Raw genomic sequence first — 14,511 nt, forward strand, 5'->3', positions numbered from 1 at the left:
CCGCCGCGCCGGCGCACCCTCGCGGAGGCTTCGATCATGAGCCGTGCAGAAGGCGGCGCGCTGAGCGCCGCCGCGCCGGCGCACCCTCGCGGAGGCTTCGATCATGAGCACGCTGGAAGTTCGGCAACTGTCGGTCGCCTATCCGGGCGAACGCGGTCGGCCGACCACGCACGCGCTTGCGCGCGTCGACCTGCAGATCGACAGCGGTGAATTCGTCGTCGCGCTCGGCGCGTCCGGATGCGGAAAGACGACGCTGCTGAACTGCATGGCCGGTTTCGTCGCGCCGACGACGGGCGAGGTGCGCGTCGACGGCGTGCCGGTCAGCGGCCCCGGCGCCGATCGCGGCGTCGTGTTCCAGAAATATGCGCTGCTGCCGTGGCTCGACGTGCTCGGGAACGTCGCGCTCGGGCTGCGCTTCGCGCGCATGCCGAAGGCCGAGCGCGAAGCGCGCTCGCGCGAGATGCTCGCGCTCGTCGGCCTCGAGCGCCATGCGCATGCGCGCGTCTACGAGCTGTCGGGCGGCATGCAGCAGCGCGTCGGCATCGCGCGGGCGCTCGCGAGCGAGCCGCGCGTGCTGCTGATGGACGAGCCGATGGGCGCGCTCGACGCGATGACGCGCGGCACGATGCAGGCGCTCGTGCTCGACGTGTGGGCGCGCACCGGCAAGACGGTGTTCTTCATCACGCACGACGTCGAGGAGGCGCTGTTCCTCGCGACGCGCCTGGTCGTGATGACGCCCGGCCCCGGCCGCATCGCGCAGACCTTCGAGCTGCCGTTCGCGCGGCGCTACGTCGCGTCGCGCGATGCGCGCGCGGTGAAGTCGTCGCAGGAATTCATCGCATGGCGCGAGCGGCTGATCGCGTATCTGCACCGCGACGACGCCGTCGCGCCGGCCGCGTGATGCAGGAGCTCGCGCGGCACGGCGCGTCAGCCGGGCGCGTGCGCATCGCCACTTTGGACAGGCAGGACGACATGAGTACGCAGGATTCGTGGGCGGCCGATCGAGCGGCCGCCGACTTCGAACGGAACCGGCCCGCGCCGCAGCGACGCGGGCGCGCGTCGCATCGCTACCGGCTGCCGGGGCAAGGCAACACGTCGGCGCTGAGCGCGGCCACGCTCGCTGCGCTGGCCGCACTGTGGTGGATCGCGACGCATCGGCAATGGCTGCCGCCGCTGTTCCTGCCGGCGCCGGAGGCGGTGTGGCGCGCGTTCGTCGACGCGGCGCACGGCCGCATCCAGGGCGGGCTGCCGTTGTCCGAGCATCTGATGTGGAGCGCCGCGCGCGTGTTCGGCGCGTTCGCGTTCGCGACGGCGATCGGCGTGCCGGCCGGCATCCTGATGGGCGTGAGCCGGATCGCGCGCGGCGTGTTCGATCCGCTGCTGGAGTTCTACCGGCCGCTGCCGCCGCTGGCTTATCTGCCGCTCGTCGTGATCTGGTTCGGCATCGACGAGACGGCGAAGCTCGTCGTGATCTTCCTCGCCTGCTTCGCGCCGATCGCGATGGCCGCCCGCGCGGGCGTGCGCGCCGCGACGGTCGAGCAGATCAACGCCGCCTATTCGCTCGGCGGCAGCTTCGCGCAGATCGTGCGCCACGTCGTGCTGCCCGCCGCGCTGCCGGAGATCCTCACCGGGCTGCGGATCGCGATCGGTTTCGGCTGGACGACGCTCGTCGCCGCCGAGATGGTCGCCGCGACGGCCGGGCTCGGGCAGATGGTGCTCAACGCGTCGAGCTTTCTGCGCACCGATATCGTCGTGATGGGCATCCTGATCATCGGCGCGATCGCGTGGCTGTTCGATCTCGCGATGCGGTGGGTCGAGCGGCGTGCGGTGCCGTGGAAGGGGCGCGGGTGAGGCGTCGCACGGCCGTGCCGGAGCCGCCTTCGCGAGCATGATGAGCGGGCGGGGCAGGTTGCCCGTCGCCGCTTGCTGTCATACGATGCCGACATGATGAAATCCCTCACGCCAGCCGAACTCGACGAACTCGGCACATTCCTGATCTCCGATGTCGCGTCGGAAGAAACGCTGACTCTCGCCGGCCTCGACGGCTACTTGACCGCGATCGCGGCCGGGCCTGTCACGCTGCTGCCGAGCCAATGGCTGGCCGGCGTATGGGGGCCGACGGACGACGACGCACCGGCTTTCGATACGATGGAGCAGGCGCAGCGCGTGCTGGGTCTGCTGATGCGACATTACAACGGCATTATCGGCAGCCTGGAGCGCAATGCCGACGCATTTCGGCCGGTGTTCGACACGGTCGTCTATGCCGACGACGCGCGTGAATATCGCGATGCCGAGGCCTGGGCATTCGGCTTCATGCAGGCGATCGCTCTGTCCCAGGAATACTGGCAGCCGCTCTTCGACGATCCGCAAGGCCAGGCATGGATGCGGCCGCTTCGCCTGCTCGGCGGGGACGAAGCGGCCGCCGACGAAGTTGCGCCCGACGACGCGCAGCTGATGCTCGATCCGTCCGGGCGGGAAACCCTGGCCGACCGGATTCCCGCAGCCGTCGCCGGCATCTATCGTTACTGGTTGCCGTATCGCCGCGCCGTGCAGGAGCGGCGCGTTGCCGCGACAGCGCAGCGTTCGGAACCGAAAATCGGGCGCAACGATCCCTGTCCGTGCGGCAGCGGCAAGAAGTTCAAGAAATGCTGCGGCGCGGCCACCACGCTGCACTGAGGGCGCGCCTTACTTCACGCATCCACGCAGCCGACGGCAGGCGCTGACCGGCGTCAGCCGTCATTCCCCCAGCGCGACGCCTTCGCGCCGCGGGTCGGCGCCGCCGAACCACACCGTCTGCCCTTGCACGTTCAGCCGCTGGATGCCCTGCAGCCCCGAGTTCATCTCGACGACGCGCACGTCGTGGCCGCGCCCTTTCAGCCCGTCGACGAGCGCGTCCGACACGCGGCCGCGCTCCAGCTGCGTCGGCCCGTTCATCGACCCGAAGTTCGGCAGCGCGATCGCCTGCTGCATCGTCATTCCCCAGTCCATCACGCCGATCAGCGTCTTCGCGACGTGATTGATGATCGCGGGGCCGCCGGCCGAACCGACGATCATCGTCACCTGCCTGGTCTTCCGGTCGAACACGAGCTCCGGCGACATCGCCGAGCGCGGCCGCTTGCCCGGCTGCACGCGGTTCGCGACCGGGCGCCCGTGCTCGCTCGGCACGAACGAGAAGTCGGTCAGCTGGTTGTTCAGCATGAAGCCGCGCACCATCAGCCGCGAACCGAACGCATCTTCGACGCTGGTCGTCATCGACAGCGCGTGGCCGTAGCGGTCGATGATCGCGATGTCGGACGTGGACGGCAGTTCGGCGCTTCGATCGTCGGCGAGCGCGAGCGTCGCGCCCTGCGGCGTGCCGGGCTGCGCGACGCCCATGCTGGTCTCGCCGACCAGCCGCGCGCGCTGCGCGAGATACGCCTTGTCGGTGAGGCTCGCCCAGCTGCCGCCCGGCAGCGGCGCGAAATCGGGATCGGCGACGTAGCGCGCGCGATCCGCGTACGCGAGGCGCCCGGCTTCGCTGGACAGATGCGCGGCGAACGGCGTCGGCTCGTAGCCGACGTCGTTGCGCACCGGCTTCTGCGCGCCGATCTGCTGCCAGTCGGGCATTGCTTCCAGGATGCCCAGCATCTGCGCGATCGCGAGGCCGCCCGACGACGGCGGCGGCATCCCGCACACCACCGAGCGCCGGTAGTCGGTACACAGCGGCGCACGCACCTTCGCCTTGTAGCGCGCGAGATCCTGCAGCGTCAGCAGGCCGGGGTTGGTCGGATGCCGGCGCACCTTCGCGACGATGTCGCGCGCGATCGGCCCGGTGTAGAACGCGTTCGCGCCGCGCTCGGCGATCTGGCGCAGCACGGCCGCGAGCGCCGGGTTCTTCAGCACGGTGCCGGCCGCCTTCGGCGTGCCGTCCGGGTTGTAGAAGTACGCGCGTGCGGCCGGGTCGTTCATCAGGTACTTGTCATTCGCGATCAGCATCGCGAGGCGCGGGCTGATCGTGAAGCCGCGCTCCGCGAGCCGGATCGCGGGCTGGAACAGCCGCCGCCACGGCAGCTTGCCGTGCGCGCGGTGCGCGGCATCGAGCATCCGCAGCACGCCCGGCGTGCCGACCGAGCGCCCGCCCACGACACCGTCGTAGAAGCTCAGCGGCTGGCCCGTCGGGCCGTAGAACAGCCGCTCGGTCGCGGCGGCCGGCGCGGTCTCGCGGCCGTCGTACGCCTGCGTCGCGTTGCCGTCGAAGTACAGCATGAAGGCGCCGCCGCCGAGCCCGGACGACTGCGGCTCGACGAGCCCGAGCACCATCTGCGTCGCGATCGCCGCGTCGATCGCGGTGCCGCCGGCCTTCAGCATGTCGTAGCCGGCTTGCGCCGCGAGCGGGTTCGCGGCCGCGATCATGAAGTGCTGCGCGGTCCAGCCCGGCTTGTCGGTCCAGCCGGACGACGGCTCGGGTGCCTGGACGCCCGGCAGCGGCACCGCGCCGCCCGACGCGGCGGCGACCGGGACGACCGGGACGACCGCGCCCGACGGTGCGGACGGCGACGTACAACCGGCGCTGAGCGCGACGAGCGCGACGAAGGCGACGCCCGCGAGCGCGGCAGCGGGCGTCCGGGGACGCGAAGGCGGACGAATCGGGTCGGACATTGAACCCTCGGCAACGTTGAATTCGAAGGACGTGTGGGTGTGGGGGCATGCACGCGGGGCACGGCGCACGGCGCACGGCACACGGCACACGGCACACGCACACGCACACGCACACGCACACGCACACGGCACGCGCGCTGCAATGCGCCGCACGGCGCACACAGCACACACGCGAAACGCATCCAGCATGCCAAGCGCATGCGACATCCGACACGCGCGCGCCCATCCCACACCGAACGGCGCGCTATTTTCGCCGCGCGCCCGGCCGCTTGTCATCAGACAGGAAACCCTGACGAATCGCGCCGGGCCCGCGCCGGCCGGCCTTGCCGGCCTGTTCGAGGATGAACTCTATGAAGGTCGCGGTCGCGCGCGTGTGGTGGCGGTTCGGCATGTACAGCATGTACATGTGCGTGCCGAAGATGCTCAAGCGGTACGCGTCGAGCGACGTGACTACCGCGCCGCGCCGCAGGTCGTCCTGCACCACGTAGTCGGGCACGATGCCGACGCCGATCCCCGCGAGGATCGCCTGGCGCAGGAACAGGAAGTTCTCGGAGATCAGCGTAGGTTCGAGCAGCACCTCGTGGCGCTCGTCGCCGAGATACGCGGCGATCCGCAGTTGCCGCCCGAGCACCGTCGCGGTGACGACCGGCGCGGCGCTCAGCGCGTCGAGGCTCGCCGGCATCCCGTGCGCAGCGGCGAACGCGGGCGATGCGCAGGCGACGTAGCGCACGGCGCCCATGTCGCGCGCGACGAGGTTCTGCGGCGGCTCGGACATCACGCGGATCGCGATGTCGACCTCGTCGCGCATCAGATCCTCGACGCGATTCTCGAACACCACGTCCAGCACGATGCCGGGATGCAGCCGCTTGAACGCGAGCAGCCAGTCGGACATCACCATCTGCCCATAGCCGCTCGGCACCGACAGCCGCACGCGGCCCTGCAGGTCCTGGCCGAGCGTCGTCACCGATTCCTGCGCGGCCAGCAACTCGTTGCGGATGCGCCGGCCGTGCTCGTACAGCTTCAAGCCGATCTCGGTCGGCTCGATGCGGCGCGTCGTGCGGCGCACGAGCTGCTGGCCGATCGAGCGTTCGAGCTGGTTCAGCCGGTAGCTGACGTTCGCGCGGCTCATCTTGAGCCGCTGCGCGGCCTTGCTCAGATTGCCCGCGTCGAGGATCTCGACGAGCAGCGTCAGCGCATTCAGGTCCATCCGCGAGGTCTCCCGGTCCGTCCCGTGCGACGGTTCGAACGCATTCAATGTCAAGTCGGACTTGACAGCTTGTAAAGGCATGCGGGAATTGTCAATGAATCTCGATCAATCGAGAATCCAGTGATGCCCGGCCGTCGCAGCGGATCGCTTGCGCTGCGCGGCATGAACGGCATGCACGCGATGCCCGTCGCGCGAACCTGCGCCGCCGTCCGGCCCGGGGAAACGTTCCGGCACACCGCGCGCACCGAACCGGAGACACGATGAATTCAACCGCTTCCCCCGCACCGGCCCGCGCCGGTTGCGTCACGCACGAGCGCCGCGACGCGCTGCTCGTCGTCACGATCGACCATCCGCCCGTCAACGCGCTGTCCGCCGACGTGCGGCGCGGCCTGGCCGATGCGCTCGACGCCGCGCAGGCCGATCACGCAGTCCGCGCGGTGCTGATCGTCGGCGCCGGCCGCAACTTCATCGCGGGCGCCGACATCCGCGAATTCGGCAAGCCGCCCGTGCCGCCGTCGCTGCCCGACGTGTGCGAGCGGATCGAGTCGAGCGCGAAGCCGGTGGTGGTCGCGCTGCACGGCGCGACGCTTGGCGGCGGCCTCGAGGTCGCGCTCGCCGCGCATTACCGGCTCGCGTTGCCCGGCGCGAAGCTCGGGCTGCCCGAAGTCACGCTCGGCCTGCTGCCCGGCGCGGGCGGCACGCAGCGCACGCCGCGCCTGATCGGCGCGAAGGCCGCGCTCGACCTGATGCTGACCGGGCGCCACGCAAGCGCGGAAGAAGCGCGCGCGCTCGGCCTCGTCGATCGCGTCGCGCGCAGCGACGACACGCTCGCCGAAGGTCTCGCGTATGCGCAGGAGCTCGTGTCGCTCGGCGCGCCCGTGCGGCGCACGCGCGATGCGCAGGGGCTCGCCGAGCGCACGGCCGCGCAGGCGGCGCTCGATGCCGCGCGCGCCGAGCTGCCGAAGAAGTCCCGCGGGCTGTTCTCGCCGGCGAAGATCGTCGACGCGGTCGAGGCCGCGCTCACGCTGTCGTTCGACGCGGGAATGAAGCTCGAGCGCAGCCTGTTCCTGCAATGCCTCGACAGCCCGCAGCGCGCGGGCCTCGTGCATGCGTTCTTCGCGGAACGCGAGGCCGCGAAGGCGCCCGAGGCGCGCCGCGCGAGCGCGCGTGCCGTCGAGCGGGTCGGCGTGGTCGGCGGCGGCACGATGGGCGCCGGGATCGCGGTCGCGGCGCTCGACGCGGGCCTGCCGGTGACGATGATCGAACGCGACGACGCGTCGCTCGCACGCGGGCGCGCGCACGTCGAAAAGGTGTACGACGCGCTCGTCGCGAAGGGCCGCATGACGCCGGACGCACGCGCGGCGCGCGTCGCGCGCTTCGACGGCAGCACGCGTTACGACGCGCTCGCGCAGGCCGACGTCGTGATCGAGGCCGTGTTCGAGGACATGGCCGTGAAGCAGGCGGTGTTCGCCGAGCTTGCGCACGTGTGCAAGCCCGGCGCGGTGCTCGCGACCAACACGTCGTATCTCGACATCGACGCGCTCGCCGCCGGCATCGACCGGCCGGCCGACGTGATCGGCCTGCATTTCTTCTCGCCGGCCAACGTGATGAAGCTGCTCGAGATCGTCGTGCCGAAGCGCGTCAGCGCGGAGGTCGTCGCGACCGCGTTCGCGCTGGCGAAGCAACTGAAGAAGACGCCGGTGCGCGCCGGCGTGTGCGACGGCTTCATCGGCAACCGGATCCTCGCCGTCTACCGCACCGCGGCCGACTACCTGATGGAGGACGGCGCGTCGCCGTACCAGATCGATCGCGCGGTGCGCGATTTCGGCTTCCCGATGGGGCCGTTCCAGGTCGTCGATCTCGCGGGCGGCGACATCGGCTGGGCCACGCGCAAGCGCCGCGCGGCGACGCGCGATCCGCGCGCGCGCTACGTGGAGATCTCCGACCGGCTGTGCGAGCGCGGCTGGTTCGGCCAGAAGAGCGGCCGTGGCTATTACCTGTATCCCGACGGCGCACGCGTCGGCACGCCGGACCCGGAGGTCGACGCGATCGTCGCCGCCGAGCGCGCGAAGAAGGGCATCGTGCCGCGCAGCTTCAGCGACGACGAGATCCTGCGCCGCTACCTCGCCGCGATGATCAACGAAGGCGCGAACGTCGTGCACGAGCGGATCGCGCTGCGCCCGCTCGACGTCGATGCGGTGTTCCTGTACGGCTACGGCTTTCCGCGCCATCGCGGCGGCCCGATGCACTACGCGGACACGGTCGGCCTCGCGAACGTGCTCGCCGACATCCGCGCGTTCGCGAACGAGGATCCGCTGTTCTGGAGGCCGTCGCCGCTGCTCGTCGAGCTGGTCGAGCGCGGCGCGGATTTCGCGAGCCTGAACCGCATCGACTGAACGCCCACCGCATCTGCCACGGACCGAACATGGACCTCAATTTCACGCCCGAAGAGGAAGCCTTCCGCACGGACGTGCAGCGCTTCCTGCAAGCCGAGCTGCCGGCGCGCCTCGCGCGCAAGGTGAAGGGCGGCCTGCACCTGACGCGCGACGACATGCGCGAATGGCACGCGATACTGAACGCACGCGGCTGGCTGGCGAGCCACTGGCCGCGCGAATACGGCGGCCCCGGCTGGAGCGTCGCGCAGAAGTTCCTGTTCGACAACGAATGCGCGCTCGCCGGCGCGCCGCGCATCGTGCCGTTCGGCGTGAACATGCTCGGCCCGGTGCTCATCAAGTACGGCAGCGAGGCGCAGAAGCGCCACTGGCTGCCGCGCATTCTCGACGGCACCGACTGGTGGTGCCAGGGCTATTCGGAGCCGGGCGCCGGATCCGACCTCGCGTCGGTGAAGACGAGCGCGGTGCGCGACGGCGCGCACTACGTCGTGAACGGCCAGAAGACCTGGACCACGCTCGGCCACTACGCGAACATGATCTTCTGCCTGGTGCGCACCGCGACCGACGTGCGCAAGCAGGAAGGCATCAGCTTCCTGCTGATCGACATGAACGCGCCGGGCGTCGACGTGCGTCCGATCATCACGCTCGACGGCGAGCACGAGGTGAACGAGGTGTTCTTCACCGACGTGCGCGTGCCGGTGGAAAACCGCGTCGGTGAGGAGAACCGCGGCTGGACCTACGCGAAATACCTGCTCACCTACGAACGCACCAACATCGCCGGCGTCGGCTTTTCGACGGCCGCGCTCGAGCGGCTGCGCAGCGTCGCCGCGAAGCTGACGAAGAATGGCCGGCCGCTCGCCGACGATCCGCTCTTCGCGGCGCGCGTCGCGCGCGTCGAGATCGAGCTCGAGAACATGCGCACGACCAACCTGCGCGTGCTCGCGGCGGTCGCGGGCGGCGGCGTGCCGGGCGCGGAAAGCTCGATGCTGAAGATCCGCGGCACGCAGATCCGCCAGGAGATCACCGCGCTGATGCGCCGCGCGATGGGGCCGTACGCGCAGCCGTTCGTCGAGGAGGCGCTCGACGCCGAGCACGACGGCGCGGCCGTCGGTCCCGACGAAGCGGCGAGCGCCGCGCAGCAGTACTTCAACAATCGCAAGCTGTCGATCTTCGGCGGCTCGAACGAGATCCAGAAGAACATCATCGCGAAGATGATGCTCGGGCTGTAACGAGGAACGCGACGATGGATTTTCAGCACACGGAAGACCGGCGGATGCTGGCGGACACGTTGAACCGCTTCATCGCCGAACAGTATGCGTTCCCGGTGCGCGACCGCATCGCGCAGTCGCCGCAAGGGTGCGACCGCGCGATGTGGCGGCGCTTCGCCGAACTGGGCGCGGTCGGCGCGCTGTTTCCGGAGGCGGACGGCGGCTTCGGCGGCGCGGGTTTCGATATCGCGGTGGTGTTCGAATGCCTCGGCCGCGGGCTCGTCGTCGAGCCGTTCCTCGGCGCGCTGCTCGCGGGCCGCGCGCTGCTGCTGGGCGGCGGTGACGGCGGCGCGCAGCGCGAACGGCTCGCGCAGTTGATCGACGGCCGCGCGTGCGCCGCGTTCGCGCACGACGAACCGAGCTCGCACTACGAACTGACGACCGTGCGCACGCGCGCCGAGCGCAGCGGCGACGGCTGGGTGCTGACCGGTGCGAAGGGCGTCGTCGACCAGGCCGCGCAGGCGTCGTTCTTCGTCGTCAGCGCGCGCACGGCCGGCCGCGACGACGACGAGCACGGCATCGGCCTGTTCGTCGTGCCGGCCGATGCGCCTGGCGTGTCGTGGCGCGACTACCGGAAGATCGACGGCGGCCGCGCGGCCGAGGTGCGCTTCGAACGCGTCGCGCTGCCCGGCGAGGCGGCGCTGGTCGACACGGACGACGCGGCCGACGGCGACGACGGGCAGGGCGCCGCGCTGCTCGAACGCGTGCTCGGCTACGGGCTGCTCGCGCTGTCGGCCGAGGCGCTCGGCGCGATGGACGTCGCGAAGGAGGCGACGCTCGACTATCTGCGCACGCGCCGGCAGTTCGGGATGCCGATCGGCAGCTTCCAGGCGCTGCAGCACCGGATGGCCGACCTGCTGCTCGAAGTCGAGCAGGCGCGCTCGGCGGTGATCAACGCGGCCGCGCAGCTCGACGCGCCGCGCACGGTGCGCGAACGCGCGCTCGCGGCGGCCAAGTACAGCATCGGCCGGATCGGCACGCTGGTCGCGGAGGAGAGCATCCAGCTGCACGGCGGGATCGGGATGACGTGGGAGCTGCCGCTGTCGCATTACGCGAAGCGGCTGGTGATGATCGATCACCAGCTCGGCGACGAGGACCATCATCTGGCGCGCTACATCGCGCTGTCGAAACGATGACGGCACGGCGCGTGGATCGAGACGACGGGCAGCCAGACGAAGCGCGCGCGCTGCCGCTCGCGGGCGTGAAGGTGTTCGATTTCCCGCCCGTGCTCGCGGGCCTCGCCGCCCGGCACTGAATCGTCCGACGAAACCGGAATCCGTCCGGATCGCCGGACGGATGTTTTCCGGAAATCCGGAATGCCGGATTTCCTTGCCTTCCGTATTATGAGAAATACAATAAAAACAATGGCTTGACGGCTTGCGGAAAGCTGGCATCGACCTTGCGATATGGAATGCACGGCCGTCCACCGGCCCGACTATTACATCAAGGAGACAATCGATGACCACTGCCTTCCACCCCCTTCGGATGTTCTGAGGCATCGCTTGTTGCGGCACGGCAGCCGCGCGGGCGAATGGCCTTATCCCCTGAGACATTCGCCTGCGCGCGTGACGCCGTTTCCACCGGCTCATCTACACCAGCAGGAACCATCGTGAAGAAGAAACCCTTCTACAAAGTGCTTTATGTGCAGGTGATCTTCGCCATCATCGTCGGCGTGATCCTCGGCCACTTCTATCCGGCGCTCGCCACCGACATGAAACCGCTCGGCGACGGCTTCATCAAGCTGATCAAGATGGTGATCGGCCCGATCATCTTCTGTACGGTCGTCACCGGCATCGCCGGCATGGAGGACATGAAGAAGGTGGGCCGCGTCGGCGGCAAGGCGCTGCTGTACTTCGAAATCGTGTCGACCTTCGCGCTGCTGCTGGGCCTCGCGGCCACGCACCTGCTGCGTCCGGGCGTCGGCTTCAACATCGACCCGGCGACGCTCGACGGCAAGGCCGTCGCGTCATACGCGGCGAAGGCGCACGGCCAGTCGACGGTCGACTTCCTGATGCACATCATCCCGAACACGATGGTCGACGCGTTCGCGCAGGGCGAAATCCTGCAGATCCTGCTGATCGCGCTGCTGTTCGGCAGCGTGCTCGCGCACCTCGGCGAGCGCGGCAAGGTCGTCACCGACTTCATCGACGGGCTCACGCGCGTGCTGTTCGGCATCGTGCACATCGTCACGAAGCTGGCGCCGATCGGCGCGTTCGGCGCGATGGCGTTCACGATCGGCAAGTACGGCGTCGGCTCGCTGGTGCCGCTGCTCAAGCTGATCGGCACGTTCTACCTGACGTCGATCGTCTTCGTGCTGGTCGTGCTCGGCACGATCGCGCGCTTCACGGGCTTCTCGATCGTCCGCTTCGTGTCGTACATCAAGGAGGAACTGCTGATCGTGCTCGGCACCAGCTCGTCGGAAGCCGCGCTGCCGCAGCTGATGGAAAAGCTCGAGAAGGCCGGCTGCTCGCGTTCGGTCGTCGGCCTGGTCGTGCCGACCGGCTATTCGTTCAACCTCGACGGCACCAACATCTACATGACGATGGCCGTGCTGTTCATCGCGCAGGCCACCAACATCGAACTCACGTGGATGCAGCAGCTCACGCTGCTGGCGGTCGCGATGCTGACGTCGAAGGGCGCGAGCGGCGTCACCGGCGCGGGCTTCATCACGCTCGCCGCGACGCTCGCCGTCGTGCCGACCATCCCGCTGTCGGGCATGGTGCTGATCCTCGGCATCGACCGCTTCATGAGCGAATGCCGTGCGCTGACCAACATCGTCGGCAACGGTGTCGCGACGGTCGTCGTGTCCGCGTGGGAGAAGGAGCTCGACCGCAACAAGCTGCGCGATGCGCTGAAGGGCAACCGCGACGTCACGCCGACCGAGACGGCCGGCGTCTGACGGCGTGAGCGAGCAGGCGGTGCCGCCCGCGGGCGGCGCGCCGCGCGGCGGTGCGGGCGGTGCGGGCGGCGGGCGGGACGCCTATGACACAATAGGCGATCCGCATCGCCAGGAAGTCTCGTCCGTGAAGCGCCGCCTGTACATCCTCGTCGTGCTCGCCGCCGCACTCGCGGCGGCTTGCGCGCTGACGTGGAGCATCACGTGGCAGCGCGGCGTCGCCGAGCTGCAGCGCAACGCCGCGGTGCGGGTCAACCGCACGACCAGCGCGCTGAAGAGCACGCTCGATCGCTACGAGTCGCTGCCTTATCTACTCGGCAGCCATCCGTACGTGCAGGACCTGCTGGCCGAGCCGCAGCGCGCCGACCTCACCGCGCGCGCCAACCGCTATCTCGAAGATCTCAACGAACACGCGCACGCGACCGTCACCTACGTGGTCGGCGCGGACGGCCTGTGCGTCGCAGCCAGCAACTGGCGCGCGCCCGACAGCTTCGTCGGCATCGAATATCGCTTCCGGCCGTATTTCATCGACGCGATGAACGGCCGGGTCGGCCGCTTCTTCGGCATCGGCACGATCTCGCGCGATCCCGGCTACTACATCTCGCAACCGGTGTGGCGCGACGGCAGGATCGCCGGCGTCGTCGTCGTGAAGCTCAACCTCGAATGGTTCCAGGGCGCCGATGCCTCCGAGCCGCTGGTGGTCGCCGACGATCACGGCGTCGTGTTCCTGTCGTCCGTGCCCGCGTGGAAATATCACACGCTGCATCCGTTGACCGAGCCGGTCGCCGCGTCGATCTACGAGACGCGCCAGTACGCGCAGCAGCCCGTCACGCCGCTGCCGCTGCGCGTCGAGCAAGTGCTCGGCGCCGACGCGGAGATCGTCCGCGTGGGCGCCGGCCGGCGCGCGCCGCGCTTTCTTGCGAGCAAGCGCCGGATCGGCGAGCCCGACTGGCTGCTCGTCACGCTCGCGCCGCTCGCTCCCGTCGACGCCGACGCCCGCAACGCGACGATCGTCACCGGCTTCGGCTTCGTGTCGATCGCGCTGCTGGCGTTCTACTGGCGCATGCGTCGCGCCCGCGTGCGCGAGATGATCCGAGGCCGCGCGCTGCTGCAGCAGGCGTATGCGGAGCTGAACCGGCGCGTCGAGGAGCGCACGGCCGATCTGTCGCAGGCCAACGCGCAACTGCAGAAGGAAGTCGGCGACCGGATTCGCGCGGAGCAGGAGCTGCGCGCCGCGCACGACGAGCTGATCCAGGCGAGCAAGCTGGCCGCGCTCGGCCAGATGGCGGCCGGCATCACCCATGAACTGAACCAGCCGCTCGCGGCGCTGCGCAGCTTCTCGGACAATACGCGCGTGCTGCTCGACCGCGGCGAGCAGGGCGCCGCGCGCGAGAACCTCGAGGCGATCGCCGCGCTGACCGAGCGGATGGGCAAGATCACCAACCAGCTGAAGCTGTTCGTCGGCCGCGCGAAGCCGCGCAACGAGCGGGCGCTCGTCGTGCGCGCGCTGCGCAGCGTGCTCGCGCTGCTCGGCGAACGGATGCGCGGCGTCGCGCTCACGCTGACGCTGCGCGATGCGACCGTGGCGCCGGCGCAGGACGCGCCGCTCGATCTCGCGGGCGACTATCCGGAGCTGGTCGCGCGCTGCGAGGATCTGCGCCTCGAACAGGTGCTGATCAATCTGCTCGGCAACGCGCTCGACGCGGTCGGCGGGGCGGCTGCGGCGGCGGTCGTTGCCGCGCCGGCGATCGACGTGACGATCGTCGTGTCGGCCGCGACGCTGTCGATCGAGGTGCGCGACAACGGCCCCGGCATTGCGCCGGACCTGCTGCCGCGCCTGTTCGAACCGTTCTTCACGACCAAGGAGATGGGGCGCGGGCTCGGGCTCGGCCTCGCGATCTCGTCGTCGATCGCGAGCGACGCGGGCGGCGCGCTGACCGCGCGCAACGCGCCGGACGGCGGCGCGCTGTTCGTCTTGACGCTGCGGCGCGCGCGCACGCATCATCCGGACGCGGCGTCCGAGCCGATCGGCTCGCGCTAGGGCCTGTTCAGGCTAATGACGGGCACGTTCCCCTGTTTGGAAAAATTCGTTCGTGGGGCCGGCGCAAG

The 14,511-nt window shown here is 69.9% G+C and carries 10 protein-coding genes; 8 read left to right on the plus strand and 2 right to left on the minus strand.

Annotation, left to right across the window (positions count from 1 at the left end):
* Positions 1 to 103 precede the first annotated feature (103 nt).
* The 3 genes from MBR110_RS03530 (at position 104) to MBR110_RS03540 (ending at position 2,676) form a co-directional block, all read left to right on the plus strand.
* A complete protein-coding gene (locus tag MBR110_RS03530) occupies positions 104 to 901 on the plus strand; it encodes a taurine ABC transporter ATP-binding protein (RefSeq protein WP_046429476.1) in 798 nt (265 codons plus the stop codon).
* A complete protein-coding gene (locus MBR110_RS03535; RefSeq protein WP_034192534.1) occupies positions 901 to 1,851 on the plus strand; it encodes an ABC transporter permease subunit in 951 nt (316 codons plus the stop codon). The genes MBR110_RS03530 and MBR110_RS03535 overlap by 1 nt, the downstream gene beginning before the upstream one ends.
* A 96-nt stretch (positions 1,852 to 1,947) precedes the next feature.
* Complete coding sequence (locus tag MBR110_RS03540) at positions 1,948 to 2,676, plus strand: UPF0149 family protein (protein WP_230945382.1); 729 nt, start codon at positions 1,948 to 1,950, stop codon at positions 2,674 to 2,676.
* Between the two features lie 60 nt (positions 2,677 to 2,736).
* On the opposite strand, the gene ggt is transcribed toward MBR110_RS03540, so the two are convergent.
* A complete protein-coding gene (ggt, locus tag MBR110_RS03545) occupies positions 2,737 to 4,638 on the minus strand; it encodes a gamma-glutamyltransferase (RefSeq protein ID WP_181709167.1) in 1,902 nt (633 codons plus the stop codon).
* Positions 4,639 to 4,882: 244 nt separating this feature from the next.
* Positions 4,883 to 5,845, minus strand: a complete 963-nt coding sequence (locus MBR110_RS03550) for a LysR family transcriptional regulator (RefSeq protein ID WP_014723717.1) — start codon at positions 5,843 to 5,845, stop codon at positions 4,883 to 4,885.
* Between the two features lie 260 nt (positions 5,846 to 6,105).
* Between MBR110_RS03550 and MBR110_RS03555 the strand changes: the two genes are divergently transcribed.
* The 5 genes from MBR110_RS03555 (at position 6,106) to MBR110_RS03575 (ending at position 14,443) form a co-directional block, all read left to right on the plus strand.
* Positions 6,106 to 8,241 carry a 3-hydroxyacyl-CoA dehydrogenase NAD-binding domain-containing protein gene (locus tag MBR110_RS03555; protein ID WP_181709168.1) on the plus strand — a complete coding sequence of 712 codons (2,136 nt, stop codon included), beginning with the start codon at positions 6,106 to 6,108 and terminating at the stop codon, positions 8,239 to 8,241.
* A 29-nt stretch (positions 8,242 to 8,270) separates the two neighbouring features.
* A complete protein-coding gene (locus MBR110_RS03560) occupies positions 8,271 to 9,467 on the plus strand; it encodes an acyl-CoA dehydrogenase family protein (protein WP_046429468.1) in 1,197 nt (398 codons plus the stop codon).
* A 14-nt stretch (positions 9,468 to 9,481) separates the two neighbouring features.
* Entirely contained in the window at positions 9,482 to 10,642 is a 1,161-nt protein-coding gene (locus MBR110_RS03565) for an acyl-CoA dehydrogenase family protein (protein WP_181709169.1), read from the plus strand.
* A 473-nt stretch (positions 10,643 to 11,115) separates the two neighbouring features.
* Positions 11,116 to 12,405 (plus strand): dicarboxylate/amino acid:cation symporter, encoded by a 1,290-nt coding sequence (locus tag MBR110_RS03570; protein WP_034192540.1) that lies wholly within the window; start codon positions 11,116 to 11,118, stop codon positions 12,403 to 12,405.
* 4 nt (positions 12,406 to 12,409) lie between these two features.
* Complete coding sequence (locus MBR110_RS03575) at positions 12,410 to 14,443, plus strand: sensor histidine kinase (RefSeq protein WP_014723710.1); 2,034 nt, start codon at positions 12,410 to 12,412, stop codon at positions 14,441 to 14,443.
* The last annotated feature ends 68 nt before the right edge of the window (positions 14,444 to 14,511 follow it).

Origin of the sequence: Burkholderia sp. MBR-1 (assembly GCF_013822785.1) — a bacterium.
Classification (GTDB): Bacteria; Pseudomonadota; Gammaproteobacteria; order Burkholderiales; family Burkholderiaceae; genus Burkholderia; species Burkholderia vietnamiensis.